The following is a 20,151-nucleotide window of genomic DNA, read 5'->3' on the forward strand; positions in this document are numbered from 1 at the left end:
CAAGGAAATCCAGATGTCCAAAAAAGAACAACCCATCGAGATGATCACGCCGCCGAACATGCTGCGCGTGAAAGTCGGCGGGCGCATCGGTCCCATCGACGAAGCCGCAATAGCCCGTGCCGAAGCGGCACTGGACGATATGAAAGAGGTATTCGCTGAGTGGCTGGAATCCGAAGTCCAGAAGCTTGAGGCCGCAGCCAAACGTGTCATGGCTGAAGGGCTTGATGGTGAAGCCGGGATCGAGCTTTTCTCGCGTGCGCACGATCTGCGCGGCATGGGTACAACCTATAAATTCCCGATCATCACCCGCATGGCCGGCTCCTTGTCAAAACTGATCGAGACCGAAGAGAAGCGCGCTATCGCGCCTGCCAAACTGGCGCTTGCCCATACCGGAGCCATCCGCGCAGCCCTGCGACAGGACATTCGCGACGAAAACAATCCGGTCGGAAAAGCTCTGGCGGTCGAGCTGGAGACGCAGGTTCTGGATCTTGTTGCTGAATTCGAGGATCAACCGGTCGCCCGCGCAGGCTGATCTTCACTCTCGTCCTGATCAAGACGCGACAGGATATATTCGAGATCTTCTTCCGGAACGCCCTGAAACTGGGTCAGGGACCGCTCGACCAACCGGCGGCGGAAAAGTATCCGGCCAGATTCGCCCGGGCCCATTTCAATGGAATGCAAGGTATCAATAGCCGAGCGAATGGCGGGCAAAAGCCGCTGCGGCAATCCTGTGCGTTCGAAAACAGCTTTCAATCCCAATGGGCCGGCATCGTGAATCAGCAACCAGGCCTTGGAATGCGGTATACCCGCGAGCCGGGCCACGGCATGTTCGAAAAACTCGATATGCCCGCGTAGCAAGCCGCGCAGGATCAGCGACGGCGTCAGGCGCCCCGAGCTTTGCATCTGTTCAATGAAATGCGGCATGTCGGGCGCAACACCGGCCTGGTCCACAAGGTCAATTGTCGCACGCTCGCGGGCGCTCTCGGCCAGGTCAACCGCGACCTGGGGCGGAAGGGCATGACGCCGTACCAGCCGCTGCAGGGCATCATCACTGACCCGCGCGATAATCTTCTCGGTGAAGCTGATGGGAAGGACAGAGCGCGAAACGAACGAATCCATGACAGCCCGCGACTCCCCAAATCGCGCAATCGTCCTGTCGAAGGCTTCATCATCGAACTCGGCACCATCATTGGCCGCCGCAATCCCCATAACGCCTTCATCAGCATGGTCGATCAGCGACATCACAACGGGCTTGGAAATGCTTTGACGCGCCGCAATGGCTGCGAGTTTCGCAGCGGGTTGTGTCCGGACCAGCTCGATCAGATCAGCATCATCAAAGACCGGACTTCCCGCAATGACAGGCACCGCGATGGAATCAATGTCCTGCGCCAGCTTGATCGCTACATCTTTCGGCAAATGCGGCGACTGGCGAAGCGTCACAGCCAACGCGCGCCGCACCAGCGTCGCCGCATCCTGGGCAATCATGCCAATGATTGCGTCAGCCGCTTCGCGTTCTTCAGATGTCAGCTCGGGCGTATCAATTCTTTGGCATATCTTGCGGGCAGCCAGGGCGCGATCTTCGGCGTCCTCACCTTTTACAAGGCGCCGGATATCGTCGTCGGTCAGGCGCGAACGCATCGCTACGATGCTCATTGGCATGATCCTGTTGCTCGCGAATCGCCCCATCGCGATTCGCCTTTGACAACAGGCTCTGACTCTCGTGTTAATGAATCCTTAGACGCGACGGTTTGCGGTTAACTTTCCCGTTCATCGCGATCATTCCGGCCGCCTGGTGCTTCCAGTGAAGCCAGAATGGCAACAACCGCCGGAGACAGCGTTCCACCACCCTGCGCGATCCCGATCCGGCGCGACATGAAGGCCACGCCCTGATCGGGCGCCGGCGACTGGAATCGCAATGACGGTGCCGCTTCGGTACTTCCTGCGGGCAGCTCACTCCGCGATGGCATCGTCACGGCCTCTTCACGGGTCAGGCCCGCCAGAACATCCCGGACATTGCGCGGCTGCCCTCCATCATAAAAGACATTGCGATTCGCCGCGGCCGCCGCAGGAAACAGGCGGTCAGCACGGGCGGTGGGAGTCTCCGTTGCCGCATTGATCAGCTCTGATGCACCGCCAGCGCCCAGAAAGTGCGCGGCATAGAGCTCGCCCGATGTCGGCTGGCGGCCAATCCGCGATTGCAGGATGGACGCATTCTCTGCTGCCAGCTCGCCCGCCATTCGCGCTGCGACACCGGCATCGAACCGCAAATCCAGAATGCGCTGACGCTCGGCCGGGTCGGCCACTGTATAGCGCCCGGTTTCGGATTGTTCGATCATCCCGGCTTCGCGCGCCAATCCGTGCTCGCTGCCGTGCCGGCTCATCATCGCCAGCCAGGTCTGATCAAGAAACTGATACATACCGGCAGCAGACGATGTTGCCGCACGGGCATTGGGGTCGAAATTGCTTTCGCGTGCCGCCGTACGCACCATGAAATCGAAATCGGCCCCGGTCTCGCGTGATGCGCGGGCGATCAGGGCGTGTGTGGCTTCGCCAGGCGGAGAAATCGTACTCATCATGCCGACTCGCATTACATGTGCGCAGTGTTGGGTCGAGCCGCTAACTTGGCGTTAACGCTGAAAGAAGCGCGCAGCCCCGAAGTCTGCCGGCAGTGCCGTTCCGGAAAGAATGGCATCGGCCATCAGTTCGCCAACAGCCGGGGCGAGCAGAACCCCATTCCGGTAAAGCCCCAGCGCCAGATAGACACCCGGCAATGCGCCCGGCCCCAGAATGGGCAGATTATCCGGCGTTCCCGGGCGAATTCCCGCCCAGCTCCCGGTCAGCTTTAAATCGCCAAGCCCGGGCAACCAGTGTTCGGCATTCCGCCTGAGCGCCTCGATCACTGTATCATCTGTATCAGTATCATATTTGCCGGGCTCACTGGTCGCGCCAATCACCAACCGGCCATCAGGCTTCTGCGAAACATAGGCATTGCGGGCCCGCAGACAGAAAGCGAGCCGCTCACCCTCGCCCTCAAGCGACAGCATCTGCCCTTTCACGGGCCAGATGGCGCTCAGTGCCGGCTCGGCTGGCTGCAAGACCTGCCCGGCTACACCCGTCGCCAGTATGACCGCATCAAAGTCATGGCTGGCCTCGTGCGTTTCAACCCGCACACGGTCACCGTCGGTTGCCAGCGCCGTCACATTCCTACACTCAAGGATGTGCCCTCCGGCCTCCCGAACGCATGCGGCAAGGCACGGGCCGAGAAGACGGTTGTCGAGCTCGCCATCTGCAGGAAATTCGATAGCGGCCCGGGCGCGGACACGCTCCGGCAACCGGCGCAGACGCCGATACGGAATATCCAGTTGTCCGGCACGCTCCGCCAGGACATCTAGCCAGTCGAGGCCGGCACCGTCACTGGCCGGGCTGATCACACCGCCGACCCTGTAGCCAATCCGGGCGGCACCCAGATCTTCCGCCCAGTCAGACCAGAGCGCCATGCCGCGCCGGGCCAATTCGGCAAATGCCGGGGATGCATTGGCTTCCGCGCATTCAAACCCGCCCGCCAGCATGCCTCCGGATGCCCACAATGCCCCCTGGCCAGCGGCCCCAGCCTCATAGACGGTGACAGCAGCGCCGCGATTCAACAGGGCTTTCGCACAGGCCAGACCGGCAATGCCGCCACCTGCTATGGCGATCCTGTCACGGGGTTTTGACTTGAAATCCATTCAGCTCGGCGTCATGTCCAGTGGTGTAACCTGTCCAGCCGGTAAGGAGGACAAGATGAAATCCCTGACTATCGTATCACTGGCCGCTTGTGCATTCGCGACCGCACCTGTGCTTGCCACCGATCACCACCAAGACGGCGAAGAGGCCGCACCGCGCTGCGTCCGCATGGTCCAGATCAATGGTTACAGCGTTATCGACCGTGAGCATGTCGTGTTCCGCGGCGGTGCCAGCCGCCACTATCTGGCGACCTTGCGTCACAGCTGCCCGGATCTGAACTTCGGCGTCCAGCTGGCCACGTCGTTCGGCGAGAACGCCACACTGTGTCCGCCGGTCGTGGAATACATCACGCCGGACAATGGCTTCCGCTGTGCCATTGATACGGTCGAGGAAGTCGAAAGCGTCGATGCCGCCCGTGCCCTCATCGCAGAGCGCGCGGAAGCTGCTGAGGCGTCAGACGATCAGGAATAACCTCGCGCCGCGATATGCGCGCGCATGGCATCCAGCCTGGCTTCATCCGATGGGTGGGTGGACAGGAATTCGAATCCGGCATTCTGGTGGCGCGTCGACATGGCAAGCCAGAAATCGGTCGCATAGTGCGGCGCATACCCGCCTGACACCATGTAATCCACGCCCAGGCGGTCGGCCTCGAACTCATGCTGGCGCGAATACGGCATGATGATGCCATAGGTAACGCCCGCCCCGAGGGCGGCTGCCATATCCTGATTGAAATCGACGCCCTGCTGCTGCAGCAAAGCCCCTGCAATCTGCATCCCGATCTGGCTTGCCCGTTGCTGGCTGGCACGCTCGGCAGAATGGCGCGCGGCCACATGCCCCATCTCATGGCCCATCACCGTCGCGATATGCGCGTCCTCTTCCATGATATCCAGAATGCCGCGATAGAAGGCGACCTTGCCGTTCGGCAACACCCAGGCATTCACCTGGTCGGAATCGATCACCACAAATTCCCAGTCAAGGCCGGTCATTCCGGTGGCGCGCACCATATTGGCACCCACCCGCTGCAGCCGCCGGTTATAGCCGGGGTCTCGTAGAATGCGCTCCCGTTGAAGGGCATCCTGCCAGGCCTGCTGCGAAAGCGCCATGATCTGGTTTTCCGATACCAGCTGCAGCTGGCTCCGCCCCAGCGCATCGTTTTGGGCGCAACCGGCAACCGGCAGGATCGTTCCCGCCGCAAGGCCCATAAGGATATCGCGGCGACTCATGGATATTTTTTGAATTTTCATGCTGTCCCCCTGAACGGCTGTCATTCTGTGAGCTATACTAGCCTGAAATTCTCGTCAGAGAACAGATGTCATCCGGCTTCAGGGAGTTTTTCATGATCCGCCGCCTTCTGACTTTTCTTATCGGCCTGATCCTCGTTGTCGTGATCGCCGCCATCATCATCCCCTTCCTGATACCCGAGTCAGTTTACCGGGACCGGGCCCAGATTGCGGCCAGTGAAAATCTGGGCCGTGAGGTCACCCTCGCAGGTGATGTCCGTCTCAGCCTGCTGCCAAATGTGCAGATCCAGGCTCACAATGTCTCGATTGCCAACGAGGACGGCTTTGGCGATGTCCCGTTCGCAGAGATGGCGGAAATGCGCGTCGGTGTGCAGCTCTGGCCATTGCTTTCGCGCACGGTCGTGATCGAGGAATTCATCCTCATCGACCCTGTAATACGGCTGGAACAACGCGGAAATCGCAATAACTGGTCTTTCGGACCCGATGACGGCACCGCAGCGCAAGCCCCGGCAGACGCTGGTTTTGTCCGCCGTCCCGGAGCCTTGCCGTTTGAAGCCTCGCTCGGCGATATCCGCATCGAGAACGGCTTCATCAGCTTCGCCGATGGCACGCAAACCCGGGAGATTGAAGGGCTGGACCTCGATATCCACATGCCAGGACTGGATGATCCACTCGACATCACGGGCGCATTGACGGCCGATGGCGAAAATATGACCCTCGATCTGCATCTCGGATCTGTCCGTGGTTTTTTTGAAGGCGAGCAGGTGGCGGCCCGGCTGGACCTCGGCGGCAATCTGATCGACCTCGGCTTTGACGGGAACATTCTGGAGGGAGAGGACGTCCGCTATTCCGGCCGCTTGTCCTCTGACATTCCCTCAATTCGCGCCCTTGCCGCCTTTGCAGGCGCCCCTCTGCCCCCGGGTGCGGGGCTGGAGAATTTCGAGCTGTCCGGAAATCTCTCGGGCGGCATGAACGCCTTTACGCTCGACGCGTCCAATGCCGGACAGAATGACCATATCCGTCTCGATGACATCTCGGGCACTGGCCGTTTCAGCGTATCTCTGGCCGGGGCGCGCCCGGCGATTGGCGGCACCTTGAACCTGCCCCGGCTCGACGTAACCCCCTACATGCCGGCTGTACCCGAAACAGAGACGCCTTCGGGTGATGTGCCGGCCTGGTCGACGGAACGCATCGATGTCTCCGCGCTTGGCCTTGTCGATGCTGACCTGGATCTCACTGTGGGTGAACTGACGGTTCAGGACATCGAGATTTCGGATGCGGCGCTGGATGTCGAGCTGGTCAATTCACGGCTGGAAGCGAATTTGACCCGCATTTCGCTCTATGAGGGCAGCGGGCGGGCACGCTTTGTCGCCAATGGCCGCACGGCGACACCATCCTTCAGCCTGTTTGCGGACCTGCAATCGATTGCCGCCTTGCCGCTACTGGAGGCGGCTGCGGGTTTTGACCGCCTCTCGGGGACAGGGCGCCTCACGATAGACCTGTTGACCTCCGGTCATTCCCAAGCCGAATTGATGAATGGCCTTGGCGGAACCGGCGGCTTCGCTTTTACCGATGGCGCGATTCGCGGTGTGAACCTCGCCCAGGCCATCCGCGGCATAGAGTCAGCACTGACCAACCGCCGCCTGCCGGACGGATTCGGAGAACAGGAAGAAACCGATTTCTCGGCGCTCGAAGGTACCTTCACGGTCGCCAATGGCATTGCCACCAACAATGACCTGATCATGCTAAGTCCGCTGGTCCGTGTCGATGGTGCCGGCACGGTGGGAATCGGGGGCCAAGCACTTGATTACCGTCTCCGCCCCCGGGCCGTGGCCAGTATTGAAGGCCAAGGCGGCGAACGTGACCTTCAGGGTGTCGTCGTTCCCATCCTCATCAGCGGCACCTTCAACAATCCCCGCGTCGGCATTGACTGGGATGTCGTGGGCCGGGCCCTTCTCCAGGGCGCCATTCAGGGTGCCATAAGCGGCGAAGACCCTGAAAACGCAATCCGCAATGTCTTGGGCAACGCTCTGGGCCTTGGCGGCACGCAGCCGGCATCGGACGAGACAAATCCGGAAGGCGAACCGGCTGAAGAAGACGTCGATCCGGCAGAGCGTCTTTTGCGTGACCTGTTTGGCAGGGGCTCATCGCAGCAAGATGATGAAGAGGAAGGAACGGCAACCGGCGATGGCGGCAGATAAAACCTGTCTGTCACTCCCGTTGCCGAAGGTTCACAATAGAATAGCCATAAAGGTGGGGAGATAGACGAATCCGGCATTCGTCAGAATGGGAGACTATCATGAAATTCAAGATGTTGATCTGTGCGCTTGCCAGCACTCTGGCATTGGGCGCGGCCGCAGAAGCCCAGCATGGCGGCGGACAGCGCGCGCTGACATTCTATTCGGGAACCGGTTTTTCCGGTCAATCCGTGACCATCAATGGCGATGTGACAAATTTCCAGACCATCAATTTCAATGATCGTGCCTTGTCCATCCGGGTCCAGGGCCGTGGGAGCTGGACGGTTTGTCAACACGCCGATTTCCGCGGTGTTTGCCGGGAAATATCAAATGATGTCCCCAATCTGGCGACCATCAGCCTTGACGGCCATATCAGCTCGGCGCGCATGGAATACGGAGCCGGCGGCCGTCCGGGAGGCGGTTATCCCGGGGGAGGCTATCCCGGCGGCCCGCGTGGCGATGGTTCGCTGACTCTCTACTCTGGCCCGAATTTTACCGGTCAATCGATCAATATCGACCGCCAGACGAACAATCTGACGGGACTTGGTTTCAACGATCGCGCCATGTCCGCTGAAGTCGAAGGCCGCGGCCGCTGGACGATTTGCGAAGACGCCAATTTCGGCACGCCCTGCCGTACGATCTCCGGGCGCATCCCCAATCTGAATGCCTACGGGCTGGGCAACCGGGTCTCGTCAGCGCAACCGGAATATGACTATGGTGGCGGATATGGCGGCCCCGGATATGGTGGCCCTGGCAGCGGTTATAGCAGCCGCGCGGGAACACTGGTTCTGTTTTCCGGTCCGAATTTCACCGGTCAGTCGATCGAACTTGACCGCGAAGAAAGCAATTTTGTCCGGCTGCGTTTCAACGATCAGGCCATGTCGGCCATCGCCTACGGCAATGAGAGCTGGACGGTCTGCGAAGATGTCAGTTTCGGCACACCCTGCCGGACGATCTCCGGCCGCGTCCGGAATCTGAATACACTTGGCCTTGGCAATCGCATTTCCTCGGCACGTCCCGAATATGGTTATGGCGGCGGATATGGCGGCCCTGGCGGCGGCTACAATCAGTATGACTCGATCACGCTCTATGCCGGCCCGAATTTCACCGGCCCGTCCGTCACGATCGACCGCGATACCTACAATCTGGACGTTGTCCGCTTCAATGACCGCGCCATGTCGATGACGATCAATGGCCGGGGCCGCTGGTTGTTGTGCGAACATGCCTCATTCGGGGGCCGGTGCCACGAGTTTGATCGCGATGTCCATAATCTGAACCAGTGGGGCCTGGGCAATCGGGTCAGCTCGGTCCGCAGCTATTAGCGCCGCTGGAACGGATAGAAGTCCGATCCCAGACCAAGAAGGCCGGTGAGCGCATCCAGCGCTTGCCGGCTTTCCTGCATCAGCGCCGGATCCGCCAGATCCTCGACACTCAGCGTGTCACGGTAATGCTGTTCGGCCCACTTGCAGAGCGCCGAATAGATTTCATCGGTCAGCAGACAGGCGGGGTTGACGGCCTGCGCCTCCTCGGGCGTCAGCACCACACGCAGCCGCAGGCAGGCAGGCCCGCCACCATTGCGCATGGACTGGCGCACATCGACATAATTCACTGTGCCGATCGGACCGTTGCCCGATGTCATTCTGCAACAATAAGCCTGCGTGGACGGGGTTTCCTCTGTCTCCACCGGTGCATTCAGCATCAAACGGTCCGCACCCGGCATCGCCAGCAATTGTGAATTGAAAAGATAGCTCGAGATCGCATCCGCAATCGGCACTTCGTTTTCCGGCACTTCCACAAAGACCGGCTCGAACAGCCCCTCGGCGGCAGCCCGGATGGCGGCCATCGCGCCAGTCTTGTCCTCGAATGCCAGCTCATGGAAGAAAAGCGTGGTCAACGTGCCAACGCAGACCACATCATTATGAAACGCCCCCGCATCTATCGCCGCCTGCCCCTGCCGGATGAACACACAGCGCTTCGGGTCCAGCCCATGTGCGCGTGCGACGGCCTCGCAGGCTTCACGAGTCTGGCGGGCGGGAAACCGGCCGGTCCAGGTCTCGCTGGCCTCGCGGCCATAGACGAATATTTCCACGCCCGGGCCGCCATGTTGCGCGCACAGGCGGACATGATTTGCCGCCCCCTCATCCGCGAAAGTCGATTGCGGCGGCAGGGGGGGATGCACGGCGAATCGATCACCGGTAAAAATCCGCGACAGGGCACGCTCCGTCGCCGGACCTTCGATGGACCGGTGTAAAGTCGTGATCAGATTGGCCGGCGTCAGGTGGAGACGGCCATCCGCGGTATCCGCGGACGGCGACACGGTGGCGGCATTCGCCGCCCACATCGGCGACGCCGAATACACATTGCGTAACAGCACCGGTGCGGATTTCGCTGCCGCCTCCAGGACTTGCGCATCCGATCCCGAGAATCCGGCCCGCCGCAGAAAACCGGTATCCGGACGCTCCTGCGGAGGCAGAACGCCCTGTAACAGCCCGGCATCGGCGAGGGTCTTGGCTTTCTTCAGACCTTCCAGCACCGCCGCACGGGGGGCCGATGCAGCGCCCCTATTCCTGTCGGATGCCATATTGCCGAAACTCAGTCCGCCATAATTGTGCGTCGGTCCGATAATCCCGTCGAAATTGGCTTCAACAGCTGTCATTCCACGCCCCGTATAGCGATCCGTTCAGGCCGCGGAGCCAGCTGGCTGGCCACAGGGTAGGCACAATAATCCGCTGCATAATAGGCCGATGGCCGCAGGTTTCCGGACTGTCCCGGACCACCGAAAGGCATTGAACTGGCCGCGCCCGGCGTCGGGCGGTTCCAGTTGACGATGCCGGCGCGAACTTCGACGCGGAACCGGTCCCACAGTGCGGCATCATCACTGACCAGACCGGCGGACAGGCCATAGGCCGTATGATTGGCTTCCTGCAAGGCGGCCTCGAAACTGTCCACGCGGATAATCTTCACCAGCGGGCCGAAGACTTCGGCATCGGGATGTTCCGTCCCGGTCACGTCAATGATTCCCGGCGACACGAAGGCCGGCCCCTGGTCCAGAATATGCGCCTCGAGCAGACACTGCCCGCCACCTGCGACAAGCTTTTCCTGCGCCTTGATTACCTGCAGGGCAGCATCGGCGGTCACCAGCGGGCCCATGAATGGCTCCGGATCATCACTCCATGAACCCACAGGAATACGGCGGGAAATCCCGATAAGGCGCTCAACGACGGCATCTCCCGCCGCCCCTGCGGGCAGGATGATCCGCCGCGCACACGAACAGCGCTGACCGGAACTGACAAAAGCAGAGAAAGCCGCAAGCCGGGCCGAAGCTTCGGCGTCTTCCGCATCCCAGATGACCAACGGATTATTGCCGCCCATTTCCAGCGCCAGCTGTATTCCGGTCCGGCCGGCGAATTTCTTGTGAATGAACTGGCCGGTATTGTGCGAGCCCGTAAACAGTACGCCATCCAGCTCTGCGTGATCGAGGGCGGCTGCCCCGGTTTCACGCGCGCCTTGCACCAGGTTGAGCACGCCGGGTGGAAGCCCCGCCTCCTCCCAGACATGGAGCATCCACTCACCGGCCGCCGGCGTCAGCTCCGAAGGTTTGAAAACACAGGAATTTCCGGCAATCAGTGCGGGTACGATATGGCCGTTGGGCAGATGTCCCGGGAAATTATACGGGCCGAGGACAAACATGACGCCCAGCGGCTTGTGACGCAATTCGGCCGATCCGAAATCCATCTCGGCCTGTGTTTCACCCGTACGGTCATGATAGGCCTTGACCGAAATGGCGATCTTGCCCGCCATCGCCGCGGCCTCGCCCTGGCAGTCCCACAGCGGCTTTCCGGTCTCGCGCGCTATCAGCTCCGCAACCTCCGCCTTTTTCTCACTCAGCAAGGCGCCAAAGCGTTCAACAATCGCAATCCGGTCCGCCAGCGGCGTTCGCGCCCAGCCCGGAAACGCGGCGCGCGCAGCCATGAAGGCCGCATCGACATCTTCCGCACTCGCAGCATTACCCGTCCAGACCGTTTCACCGCTGGCCGGATCGATGGAGACAATATTTCCGCCACCACCCGACCGCCATTCGCCACCGATAAAACACTGTCCCTGGGTCATGATTGCGGTCTCCATACGCGTACAGTCTCGCCTTCGCCCATCTCAAGCGCGGCCTGGGCTTCCGCAGTCATCATCGCCTTGCCATCTTTCAGCGTGACGGGCGTACGAATACTGCGGAAATTCGAAAAATTGTCGCTCGACACGATGGCCTCGGTTTCACCGCTGCCGGTCGCGACTTCAAACACTTCGCTTTCCCGCGCTGTGCGGGCCTGGCGCGTCGGCACGGACATGAGCGGGCCACCATCAAAAATATCGATATAGCGATTATAGGTGAAGCCTTCCCATTCCAGCAGGCGGCGCGCGCCAATGCCCTGCTCATGCGTCAGGCCGATCACCTCCCGGGCGGCCGGCGGGAGCAGGTCGAGATAAATCGGGTGCTTGGGCATAAGGTCCAGAATGAACTGGTTGTCCGAAGCCGCACTGAGCCGGTCGGCCTCGTCAAACGTCATGCGGAAGAACGGCCGCGAAACATGATCGAAAAACGGGGACGATCCATCCTCGCGGACCACACCGCGCAATTCCGCCAGAACATGCGGTCCGAAGCGGTCATAGTCGGCCGCGATCAGGAGATATCGTGTCTGCGCGACCAGACGTCCCGCCCCACTGCCCCTTGCAGCATCATTCACAAAAAGCGTACCGACTTCCGAACACCCGGCAAAATCATTGACCAGGATCATCACATCCATGTCAAAGCGGCGGTCCGCTTCCGCAGATGATTGCGCCAGTGTGATGATCTTGAAATCATAATAGGGCTTTGAAATTCCGACGGCATCCTTGACCGCCGAACAGCCGAGAACCTTGCCGCTTTCCGTGTCCTCCAGCATCATCTGGTAAGTGACTTCGGTTGGTGCGCCGGCATTCGATGCAAAAGCAGTCAGAGATTTCTCGAGGCGCTCGGCCAGTATATCCGGCGTCACGGCCAGGCTTGTGAAGCCGGTACCCGCCGCCTCCGACAATGCCACGAAGGCATCTATATCATCGCGGCGTGCCGCCCGGACCCTGAGCATTTAGGCTTCTCCCCTCGCCAGCTTTCGCGCGGTTCTGGCATCAAATTCACCGGACGCAAACTTCATCAGCATGATGGCAGACAGCTGGGCGCGTTCGGTCAGGCTGTCGAGCAGGACAATCTCTTCATGGGAATGGATATCCGTCCCGCAAACGCCCAGCGTGTCGACATTCGGACATCCGGCGGCCCAAAGATTATTGCCTTCGCAGACGCCGCCAGTTGCATTCCACTTGATGTCTATACCCAGCGCAGAGCCAGCCGCCTTGGTCCATTCGAACATCTGTGCATTGGCCGGTGTCATCGGCTTGGCCGGCCGGGTAAATCCGCCGAACAATTCCGCCGAAATGCCGTCGCGGCGCTCGGTGGCGCCGGTCAAACGCTCCAGATTTGACAACACCCAAGCCTGATCCCCGGCATCATTGACGCGGATATTGAACCGGACAACCGCATTGGCCGGCACCACATTGGGCGGCCCGCCGCCATCAATGCGGGCGACATTGAAGGTCACGCCGTCACGCTGACCATTGAGATTGTCCAGCGCCAGCGCAAATTCACTGGCCGCGACAATGGCGTTGCGTCCGAGATGGTGTTCCCGCCCGGCATGGGCGGCCTTGCCCGAAACCTTCAGCGACCAGTTCCCGGAGCCCTTGCGTGCGCCGGCGAGTGAGCCATCCGCCAGCGCCGGTTCGTAGGTCATGCCGATATCGGCTTTTGCGCCCAGTGCATGGAGAATGGGCCCCGAGCCCAGTGACCCGATTTCCTCATCGGGGCTGATCAGGATGTCATAACCGATCCGGTCTTTCAGCGGGCTGCGCTCCAGGGCCAGAAGGGCGTGCAGCATGACAAGCAAGCCTCCCTTCATGTCCGCAGCCCCCGGCCCGTTCATGATATTGTCGTCCCGCATCACCCAGCGCTGAAAGCTGTCATCGGCCGGAAAAACCGTGTCGTGATGACCGGTCAGGACGATTTTCATCGGCGCATCCGGACGCTGGATCAGATGAAAAGCCGGGGTGAAGTCCTGCTCCCGGACGTCGCCATTTTTTTCGACGACTGTGGTGGGCGTAAGCCTCTCGGCCCGAATCTCGCCACCCAGCTCGGCGAAGGCGTCATCCAGCTTACCGCGCATGGCCTCGAGGCCGTCCGCATTCCGGCTGCCTGAATTGATATTCACCCAGTCCCGTAGGGTCGAGACCATGTGATCCTGGCGGGTGTCTATCCAGTTGAGCGCTGCACGCTCGTCCGCATTCAGCTCGACTTTTACGGTCATGCTGTCGTCCTTATGGAACTGCTCGGATAAGGGCTTAGACGTTTGCCAACGCCTGTTCCAGATCGTCTATCAGGTCGTCGGGATCTTCCAGCCCGACGGACAGGCGCACCATGCCTTCGGTAAAGCCCAGCGCTTCGCGGCGCGCCGGGTCGATATTGGAATGACTGGTCGAGACCGGATGCAATATCAGGCTCTCCGTACCGCCCAGGCTGACGGCCAGCTTGATAAGCTGCAGCGCGTCGAGGAATCGGAATGCCGCCTCACGGTCGGTGCCTACATCGAACGAAAACGTCGAGCCATCGAGGCTCGATTGCTGTCTGTGCAATCGTCCGCGGCGGCTATTGGAAGCCAGGAGACCCGGGTAGTTCAATCGGGACACCTTGGGGTGCCGGTTCAGAAAAGCAGCCACCCGGCTGGCACTGTCACAGGCCGCTTTCATACGCAGCGTCACCGTCTCCAGCGAGCGGGTGAGCAGCCAGGCTGTATGTGGATCAATGACACCGCCCAGAAAGCTTCGCTGGCCATAAACCGCATCAATCAGATCCCTGCGGCCGATCACGGCACCGGCCAGCAAATCACTGTGCCCACCGACATATTTCGTAAGCGAATAAATAACCAGATCGACGCCGTGATTCAGCGGCTGCTGCCCCACGGGGCCCAGAAGCGTGTTGTCGCAAACAACAACGGGCGCAACCCCCTGAACGGTTTCCATATAATCAGCAATTCGCCGGCAAAGGCCCAGATCAACGATTTCGTTATGGGGGTTGGTTGGCGTCTCGGTATAAAGAACACGCACCGGCCCTTTTTTCATTGCCGAATCAGCCGCCGCCCGGAAAGCTCCTTCATCAGCTTCAGCGGCCACGGCCGTCAGCCGGATATCCTGCCGCGGCAAAACCCGGTTGAGAAACGCATCCGTGCCGCCATAGAGCGGCGCTGTATAGAGAATGACATCACCAGCACTGACAAACGCCATCAAAGTCGTCGCGATCGCCGCCATTCCGGAAGCAAATGCCAACGCCCGGTCCCCGCCGTCGAGAATCGCGAGGCGTTTTTCAAGAAGATCGACATTCGGCGTCGAAAAGCGCGAATAAATCAGCCCGGCCTGATCGGGATCATCCGGCAAAGCCACCTTGTTGTTAACCCTGAAAAAGGCGGCGCCGTCTTCAGCACTGTCAAAAAGAAACGTGGAGCTGTGATAGATCGGTGCCTTTACAGCCCCGGAATGCGCCGACGCATCATAGCCCTCATGAATGAGGCGGGTCCGGGCAGAATGCCGCCGTCCGGTGCGGGAGGATTTATCATGCTGCGAGCCCATTCACACCTCCGCTTGGCTGAATCCGGACTGTCTAGCTGAGGCGTCCGGCCGGTCAAGCCATCCGGCATCAGCCCAAAAGAAAACGGCCCGGCCAAAAGGCCGGACCGCTCTCTGAGTTAGCTAACCGTCAGACTAGCGCAGGTCGACGAGGACCTCGGCGCGACGGTTGAGCGGCTCGCGGACACCATCCGGTGTCTGAACCGCCGGGCGGCTTTCGCCCAGGGCCTGAAGCGAGATCGCGCTCGCCGGAACGCCGAGGCGAACCAGTTCGTCACGAACCGCACGAGCACGGCGCTCGGACAGGCCAACATTGTAGGCAGCGGCACCAGAACGGTCAGCGTGACCGTCGATGGAGACGCTGGATACGCCGCAGTTACGGGCCTGGTTAACGGCCTGGTTGATCACCGCACGAGCCTGATCGGTCAGGTTGGAACGATCCCACTCGAAGTAGACCACGAAGCCCACGTCTTCACACACCACTTCAGGAGGAGGCGGCGGAGGCGGCGGAGGCGGCGGCGGAGGCGGAGGCGGAGGCGGCGGCGGAGGCGGAGGCGGCGGCGGCGGAGGAGCCGCAAACAGATACCGCATCGAAATCCACGCTTCGTGACCGCTGACATCGCTGATGCCGGTCTCGCCACCAATGGTCGTGCCCGGGAAGGAGTTGCCACCCTGGCGGATTACGCCCGATCCGCCAACGGCGGTCGGAGTAGCACCCGTGTAGTTGGTTTCGCCCAGACGGACATAACGGTATTGAGTGTCAATAATAAACTGGTCGGAAAGACGCCAGCCAATACCCGCAATGAGGTTCACGATATAGGTCAGGTCATCATCATTGGTCGTGACGTAACGAGCACCAGCAGCCGGAAGCAGGATTTGGTTGGCAGCACCACCGCCACCAAACGTCGGGCGTGCGCCCGAATCCCAACCGGTACCGCTGAAGCTCACCTGTGCAGCACCGACACCGGCGCCGATATAGGGCGAGATAAATCCGCTTTCATTGAAGTCACGATAGACATTCAGCATCAGGCTCCAGATGTGGAGATTTGCCGAGGAGTCTTCGTGATTGCCGATGGCACCGAAATCGTTGAAGCGGTGCGCCACTTCGGCTTCCGCCCGCCAGCCATCGGCCCAGTCATAACCGAATGCTGCGTTCTGGCGCCAATCGCCGGCACCGTCCATTTCGGCACCGAGACGATACCCGTCGACTTCAGTATCGCTGAAGCCTCCATTACCAGCACCAATGCTGGCATACCAACCTTCGTCAGCGTTTGCTGCACCGGCGGACGCCACCGCGATGGCACCGGTTGCGGCCGCTGTGAGTAGCCACTTTTTCATTTTACCCCCTCCGGAGGCAAATGCCTCCATCGCGTGAAACTAAACACTTGGAAAATTCCAAGCACAGATAAAGCGCAATAACGATACGCGCTGTTCCTTGACTACATGAAAAAATTTCCAGAGGCCAGCCCCAACCGCTTTCTTAATGCCCTTTGCCTGCGCCATTTTCCGAGTGGAACAGGACGCATGAATTATCTCCTGAAACGCGAAAATCTTGTGTGCAGGCTTGCTATTCTGCCATGCATCACTGGCGAATGGTTGAATCAGGGCCGGGTTTTGCCGAAACATCCTGTGTTGCAATTCGGCATCGGTTTTCCGCCATTTGGCAAAATGATCGCTGCAACAAGCTTCGGCGTCGCCCTGCGCCGGAAAAACATGGTGAGCCCGCAGGGATTCGAACCCTGGACCTACTGATTAAAAGTCAGTTGCTCTACCAACTGAGCTACAGGCTCCCAAAATGGTTGGCCGGACGTATCCCCTTCCCGCTGATCCGTCAACAAGCAGCCATATTTTTGGGCAGTATCTTGGCATGTCATTGGCAAACGGTAGTGTTAGAGTAATGAAACCGCATTTCCTTCTCGCCTGTTACTGCGGGCTCATCTTCCTCGCCGCTTGCACGTCGGTGCCGGATGGCCAGTCGGTGACCGAGGCCGGCATGGACGAGACCCGCAGCGCCGTCAGCGATGCCGTCGGGTTGCCGCGCGAGCGCCCCGGAAGGATCATGGTTGATGAGGGAGATAACACGGTGCCCACGCCCTATGGCGGCGACGGGGCGCGGCGCGTTTGCTCCACGACAGCGCGGGATATCGCCCGCCTGACGGCGGTTCTTGGACCGGAAACGATCTATGTTCCCGATGAACGCGAGAACGAGACCGAAGAAGAGCGCAGCTGGCGGGAACGGTCCGCCATGTGGGCCGAACGAAGCGGCGATGCCATTTCGTCCGGCGCCAGCGATCTCTACCGGTCAACAATTGTCGGGCTCAATCCGGCCCGTCCCGTACTCCGCTTTGTCGGCCGGGCCGGTGAGATCGAACGCGAAGCACGCGCCCAGCGTACAACAGCGCTCAATCGGCGGGCCTATTTGCGCGGCCTGTTTGACGGTTTTGGCTGTACGGATGACTATCTGACCCGCGCGTTCAATGAATACGGATTGTCTACCGCGAATGAAGACAGCTAGCTGCGCCGCGCTTCACCCTCTGCCCATCGCCCACGGAATTCGGTTGCAAAGCGGTCGAATTCACCCGCTTCGATAGCCGTGCGCATCCGCGCCATCAGGTGTTCATAATAAGCGATATTGTGCCAGCTGAGCAGCATGGCCGCGAGATATTCACCTGCCCGGACGAGGTGGTGAATATAGGCTCTGGAATAATCGCGGCTGGCCGGACAATCGATCTCGGGGGCCAGCGGTGACTCATCCTCGGCAAATTCCGCGCGCTTGAGATTCACAGGACCATAATCCGTCCACGCCTGCCCATGCCGGCCGGATCGCGTAGGCATGACGCAATCGAACATATCGATTCCGCGGGCAACCGCCTCAACGAGATCAATGGGTTTGCCTACGCCCATGAGATAATGCGGCCGCGCGTGCGGCAGGGCCGGCACCGTATAGTCCAGCACCGCACACATTGTTTCCAGCCCTTCGCCCACCGCCAGGCCGCCAATCGCATAGCCATCAAATCCGGTCTCCACGAGACGTGCTGCGGATTCCTTGCGCAAATGTTCAAAAACCGATCCCTGGACGATACCGAACAGCGCCTGGGTATCGCGTTCGCCAAATGCCGATTTGCACCGCGCCCCCCAGCGCAGGGACATTTCCATGGAGGCCCGGGCCTCGTCCTCGGAGCAGGGGAAATTGGTACATTCATCAAGCTGCATCGAAATGTCGGCTCCCAGCAGATCGGCCTGGATCTCGATCGCCCGTTCCGGCGTCAGATTGTATTTCGAACCGTCGATATGCGACTGGAACTCGACACCCTCTTCTGTCAGCTTGCGCAATCCCGCCAGCGACCAGACCTGGAAGCCTCCGGAATCGGTCAGGATCGGGCCATCCCAGTTCATGAAGGCGTGCAAACCGCCCAACCGCTTCACGCGCTCCGCGCCGGGCCGCAGCATGAGGTGATAGGTATTGCCCAGAATGATATCCGCGCCGGCCGATTTCACTTGCTCCGGATAGAGCGCTTTCACGGTCGCGGCCGTGCCGACCGGCATGAAGGCAGGCGTCCGGATATTGCCGCGCGGCGTCTTCAAGAGGCCGGTGCGGGCTTTTCCGTCCGTTGCATGGATATCGAAGGAAAAAACACTCATGGTGCAGCCTCGATCAGGCAGGCGTCGCCATAGGAAAAAAACCGGTAGTGTCCGGCGATGGCATGGGCATAGGCCGCCTGCATCCGGTCAAGACCGGACAGTGCCGATACCAGCATGAACAGCGTCGATTTCGGCAAGTGGAAATTGGTCAACAAAGCATCCGCCACACGAAACCGGTAGCCGGGTGTAATGAAAATATCGGTTTCCATTGTGCCAGAACGGACACCTTCACCTTCGGCCATGCTCTCGATTGTCCGCAATGCAGTGGTTCCGACCGGAATGATACGGCGGCCGTCCTGCTTCGCGCAATTGATGAGGGCCGCACTTGAATCAGAAACCTCACACCACTCTGCATGCATCTGATGTTCTTCAATATTTTCCGATTTTACCGGAAGAAATGTTCCTGCTCCCACATGCAGGGTGACCGTCACTGTCCCGACGCGGCGCGCTTCAAGCGCCGCCATCAGGCGGTCGGTGAAATGCAGCCCGGCCGTCGGTGCGGCCACCGATTGCGTCTTGTCATCTGCAGCGAAGGTGGTCTGGTAATCTTCTTCATCCGCTGCATCAACCTTGCGCTTCGAGGCGATATAGGGCGGCAATGGCGGCACCCCTTCATCCTGAATCGCCTTATCAAGCGCTGCACCTGACTGATTGAATTGAATCAGGAAATCCCCGCCTTCAGATTTTGCTTCAATGCGGGCCGACAGCTTGGTGAACCGGATTTCATCACCGGCGCGCAAGCGTTTGCCGGGCTTCGCGAAGACATACCATTGATCCGGTCCCGCGCGCTTGTGAAGATTGATAGAGACCGGCACATCTCCGCTATCGGCGCTCCGGGCCCGGCGGGTCCCGGTCAACGCCGCATGCATGACACGTGTATCGTTCAGCACCAGCAGATCGCCTGGCTGCAAGAGCGACGGCAGATCCAGCATGCCATGGTCGCCAAATGGCCCTGCGGCGGGAATATGCAGCAGACGCGCCGCATCCCGCGGCCGCGCAGGCCGCAGGGCAATCCTGTCATCCGGCAGGTCGAAATCAAAATCGCTCAGGCGCATGGCCGCGGGGTCTATCTTTTGCCGCATTGCACGGCAAGCTTGCCACTGTTCAGCGGCACCACTCGCCAGGCACTCCAGCCCTCAGCGGCCGGCGTAAACGCTAGGCGTCGACCAGTTTTGCCGAGATGATCTTGCCGGGATTGCGCGGCGGCTCGCCCTTCGGCAGCGCGTCGACATGCTCCATACCGGAAATCACTTCGCCCCAGACAGTGTACTGGTTATCGAGATAGGGCACTTCATCAAGGCAGATGAAGAACTGGCTGTCTGCCGAATTCGGATCGGAAGCGCGCGCCATGGACATGGTGCCGCGCACATGCGGCTCGGAATTGAATTCGGCTTCAATCTTCTGGCCGGATCCGCCCATGCCATTGCCATTCGGACAGCCACCTTGCGCAACAAAACCGTCAATGACCCGGTGAAAGGTCAGCCCGTCATAAAAACCGTCCGCCGCCAGCTCGGATATCCGGGCCACATGTTTCGGCGCCAGATCGTCACGCAATTTGATGACGACATCACCGCCATCCAGTTGGAAAACAAGATTTTGATCAGCCATTGAAG

General features: G+C 60.3%; 18 protein-coding genes and 1 tRNA gene. 5 read left to right on the forward strand and 14 right to left on the reverse strand.

All coding sequences use genetic code 11. From position 1 onward, the window contains the following. The first annotated feature begins 13 nt into the window (after window positions 1-13). Window positions 14-532 carry an Hpt domain-containing protein gene (locus DBR16_RS07710; RefSeq protein WP_109260694.1) on the forward strand — a complete coding sequence of 173 codons (519 nt, stop codon included), beginning with the start codon at window positions 14-16 and terminating at the stop codon, window positions 530-532. Here DBR16_RS07710 and DBR16_RS07715 read toward each other — a convergent pair. The 3 genes from DBR16_RS07715 to DBR16_RS07725 all read right to left on the reverse strand — a co-directional run bounded on the left by DBR16_RS07715 (window position 508) and on the right by DBR16_RS07725 (window position 3,725). Next, the gene (locus DBR16_RS07715; RefSeq protein ID WP_109260695.1) at window positions 508-1,653 is read right to left on the reverse strand and encodes a DUF2336 domain-containing protein; all 1,146 of its coding nucleotides are present in this window, start codon (window positions 1,651-1,653) and stop codon (window positions 508-510) included. The two genes, DBR16_RS07710 and DBR16_RS07715, sit on opposite strands and share 25 nt — an antisense overlap. 101 nt (window positions 1,654-1,754) lie before the next feature. Continuing rightward, window positions 1,755-2,576 (reverse strand): lytic transglycosylase domain-containing protein, encoded by an 822-nt coding sequence (locus tag DBR16_RS07720; protein ID WP_109260696.1) that lies wholly within the window; start codon window positions 2,574-2,576, stop codon window positions 1,755-1,757. Window positions 2,577-2,627: 51 nt separating this feature from the next. Next, window positions 2,628-3,725 carry an NAD(P)/FAD-dependent oxidoreductase gene (locus tag DBR16_RS07725; protein ID WP_109260697.1) on the reverse strand — a complete coding sequence of 366 codons (1,098 nt, stop codon included), beginning with the start codon at window positions 3,723-3,725 and terminating at the stop codon, window positions 2,628-2,630. A 55-nt stretch (window positions 3,726-3,780) separates the two neighbouring features. Between DBR16_RS07725 and DBR16_RS07730 the strand changes: the two genes are divergently transcribed. Then, entirely contained in the window at window positions 3,781-4,194 is a 414-nt protein-coding gene (locus DBR16_RS07730; RefSeq protein ID WP_125184533.1) for a DUF6491 family protein, read from the forward strand. On the opposite strand, the gene DBR16_RS07735 is transcribed toward DBR16_RS07730, so the two are convergent. Next, complete coding sequence (locus tag DBR16_RS07735; protein WP_233347670.1) at window positions 4,185-4,967, reverse strand: M48 family metallopeptidase; 783 nt, start codon at window positions 4,965-4,967, stop codon at window positions 4,185-4,187. The two genes, DBR16_RS07730 and DBR16_RS07735, sit on opposite strands and share 10 nt — an antisense overlap. 92 nt (window positions 4,968-5,059) lie before the next feature. On the opposite strand from DBR16_RS07735, the gene DBR16_RS07740 reads away from it, so the two are divergent. Together DBR16_RS07740 and DBR16_RS07745 are read left to right on the forward strand one after the other, a co-directional pair. Beyond that, a complete protein-coding gene (locus tag DBR16_RS07740; RefSeq protein ID WP_161539441.1) occupies window positions 5,060-7,165 on the forward strand; it encodes an AsmA family protein in 2,106 nt (701 codons plus the stop codon). A gap of 98 nt (window positions 7,166-7,263) precedes the next feature. Then, entirely contained in the window at window positions 7,264-8,523 is a 1,260-nt protein-coding gene (locus DBR16_RS07745; RefSeq protein WP_109260701.1) for a beta/gamma crystallin-related protein, read from the forward strand. On the opposite strand, the gene astB is transcribed toward DBR16_RS07745, so the two are convergent. The 7 genes from astB to DBR16_RS07785 all read right to left on the reverse strand — a co-directional run bounded on the left by astB (window position 8,520) and on the right by DBR16_RS07785 (window position 16,686). Further along, window positions 8,520-9,857: an N-succinylarginine dihydrolase gene (astB, locus tag DBR16_RS07750; RefSeq protein ID WP_109260702.1), complete on the reverse strand. Its 1,338-nt coding sequence runs from the start codon at window positions 9,855-9,857 to the stop codon at window positions 8,520-8,522. The two genes, DBR16_RS07745 and astB, sit on opposite strands and share 4 nt — an antisense overlap. Then, on the reverse strand, window positions 9,854-11,311 hold the full coding sequence (astD, locus tag DBR16_RS07755; RefSeq protein ID WP_109260731.1) for a succinylglutamate-semialdehyde dehydrogenase: 1,458 nt from the start codon (window positions 11,309-11,311) through the stop codon (window positions 9,854-9,856). The genes astB and astD overlap by 4 nt, the downstream gene beginning before the upstream one ends. Next, on the reverse strand, window positions 11,308-12,318 hold the full coding sequence (locus DBR16_RS07760) for an arginine N-succinyltransferase (RefSeq protein ID WP_109260703.1): 1,011 nt from the start codon (window positions 12,316-12,318) through the stop codon (window positions 11,308-11,310). The genes astD and DBR16_RS07760 overlap by 4 nt, the downstream gene beginning before the upstream one ends. Then, window positions 12,319-13,584, reverse strand: a complete 1,266-nt coding sequence (locus DBR16_RS07765) for a hydrolase (protein WP_109260704.1) — start codon at window positions 13,582-13,584, stop codon at window positions 12,319-12,321. Window positions 13,585-13,618: 34 nt separating this feature from the next. Then, entirely contained in the window at window positions 13,619-14,899 is a 1,281-nt protein-coding gene (locus DBR16_RS07770) for a cystathionine gamma-synthase family protein (protein WP_109260705.1), read from the reverse strand. A 132-nt stretch (window positions 14,900-15,031) separates the two neighbouring features. After that, on the reverse strand, window positions 15,032-16,234 hold the full coding sequence (locus DBR16_RS07775; RefSeq protein ID WP_109260706.1) for an OmpA family protein: 1,203 nt from the start codon (window positions 16,232-16,234) through the stop codon (window positions 15,032-15,034). A gap of 376 nt (window positions 16,235-16,610) precedes the next feature. After that, window positions 16,611-16,686, reverse strand: a tRNA-Lys gene (locus tag DBR16_RS07785). A gap of 107 nt (window positions 16,687-16,793) precedes the next feature. On the opposite strand from DBR16_RS07785, the gene DBR16_RS07790 reads away from it, so the two are divergent. Next, window positions 16,794-17,411 carry a hypothetical protein gene (locus tag DBR16_RS07790; RefSeq protein WP_109260708.1) on the forward strand — a complete coding sequence of 206 codons (618 nt, stop codon included), beginning with the start codon at window positions 16,794-16,796 and terminating at the stop codon, window positions 17,409-17,411. Here the strand turns inward: DBR16_RS07790 and tgt are convergent. The 3 genes from tgt to DBR16_RS07805 form a co-directional block, all read right to left on the reverse strand. Further along, window positions 17,408-18,538, reverse strand: a complete 1,131-nt coding sequence (gene tgt, locus DBR16_RS07795; RefSeq protein WP_109260709.1) for a tRNA guanosine(34) transglycosylase Tgt — start codon at window positions 18,536-18,538, stop codon at window positions 17,408-17,410. The two genes, DBR16_RS07790 and tgt, sit on opposite strands and share 4 nt — an antisense overlap. After that, entirely contained in the window at window positions 18,535-19,593 is a 1,059-nt protein-coding gene (queA, locus tag DBR16_RS07800; RefSeq protein WP_109260710.1) for a tRNA preQ1(34) S-adenosylmethionine ribosyltransferase-isomerase QueA, read from the reverse strand. Before queA ends, tgt begins: the two co-directional genes overlap by 4 nt. A 100-nt stretch (window positions 19,594-19,693) precedes the next feature. Then, window positions 19,694-20,146 carry a peptidylprolyl isomerase gene (locus DBR16_RS07805; protein WP_109260711.1) on the reverse strand — a complete coding sequence of 151 codons (453 nt, stop codon included), beginning with the start codon at window positions 20,144-20,146 and terminating at the stop codon, window positions 19,694-19,696. Window positions 20,147-20,151 lie beyond the last annotated feature (5 nt).

Source organism: Hyphobacterium indicum, assembly GCF_003129605.1.
GTDB lineage: Bacteria > Pseudomonadota > Alphaproteobacteria > Caulobacterales > Maricaulaceae > Hyphobacterium > Hyphobacterium indicum.

What these genes read in the sequence shown, in the direction of transcription:
- DBR16_RS07710 (WP_109260694.1), top strand. Translation starts at nt 14, where the DNA reads ATGTCCAAAAAAGAACAACCCATCGAGATGATCACGCCGCCGAACATG.
- DBR16_RS07715 (WP_109260695.1), bottom strand. Translation starts at nt 1,653, where the DNA reads ATGAGCATCGTAGCGATGCGTTCGCGCCTGACCGACGACGATATCCGG.
- DBR16_RS07720 (WP_109260696.1), bottom strand. Translation starts at nt 2,576, where the DNA reads ATGATGAGTACGATTTCTCCGCCTGGCGAAGCCACACACGCCCTGATC.
- DBR16_RS07725 (WP_109260697.1), bottom strand. Translation starts at nt 3,725, where the DNA reads ATGGATTTCAAGTCAAAACCCCGTGACAGGATCGCCATAGCAGGTGGC.
- DBR16_RS07730 (WP_125184533.1), top strand. Translation starts at nt 3,781, where the DNA reads ATGAAATCCCTGACTATCGTATCACTGGCCGCTTGTGCATTCGCGACC.
- DBR16_RS07735 (WP_233347670.1), bottom strand. Translation starts at nt 4,967, where the DNA reads ATGAAAATTCAAAAAATATCCATGAGTCGCCGCGATATCCTTATGGGC.
- DBR16_RS07740 (WP_161539441.1), top strand. Translation starts at nt 5,060, where the DNA reads ATGATCCGCCGCCTTCTGACTTTTCTTATCGGCCTGATCCTCGTTGTC.
- DBR16_RS07745 (WP_109260701.1), top strand. Translation starts at nt 7,264, where the DNA reads ATGAAATTCAAGATGTTGATCTGTGCGCTTGCCAGCACTCTGGCATTG.
- astB (WP_109260702.1), bottom strand. Translation starts at nt 9,857, where the DNA reads ATGACAGCTGTTGAAGCCAATTTCGACGGGATTATCGGACCGACGCAC.
- astD (WP_109260731.1), bottom strand. Translation starts at nt 11,311, where the DNA reads ATGACCCAGGGACAGTGTTTTATCGGTGGCGAATGGCGGTCGGGTGGT.
- DBR16_RS07760 (WP_109260703.1), bottom strand. Translation starts at nt 12,318, where the DNA reads ATGCTCAGGGTCCGGGCGGCACGCCGCGATGATATAGATGCCTTCGTG.
- DBR16_RS07765 (WP_109260704.1), bottom strand. Translation starts at nt 13,584, where the DNA reads ATGACCGTAAAAGTCGAGCTGAATGCGGACGAGCGTGCAGCGCTCAAC.
- DBR16_RS07770 (WP_109260705.1), bottom strand. Translation starts at nt 14,899, where the DNA reads ATGGGCTCGCAGCATGATAAATCCTCCCGCACCGGACGGCGGCATTCT.
- DBR16_RS07775 (WP_109260706.1), bottom strand. Translation starts at nt 16,234, where the DNA reads ATGAAAAAGTGGCTACTCACAGCGGCCGCAACCGGTGCCATCGCGGTG.
- DBR16_RS07790 (WP_109260708.1), top strand. Translation starts at nt 16,794, where the DNA reads ATGAAACCGCATTTCCTTCTCGCCTGTTACTGCGGGCTCATCTTCCTC.
- tgt (WP_109260709.1), bottom strand. Translation starts at nt 18,538, where the DNA reads ATGAGTGTTTTTTCCTTCGATATCCATGCAACGGACGGAAAAGCCCGC.
- queA (WP_109260710.1), bottom strand. Translation starts at nt 19,593, where the DNA reads ATGCGCCTGAGCGATTTTGATTTCGACCTGCCGGATGACAGGATTGCC.
- DBR16_RS07805 (WP_109260711.1), bottom strand. Translation starts at nt 20,146, where the DNA reads ATGGCTGATCAAAATCTTGTTTTCCAACTGGATGGCGGTGATGTCGTC.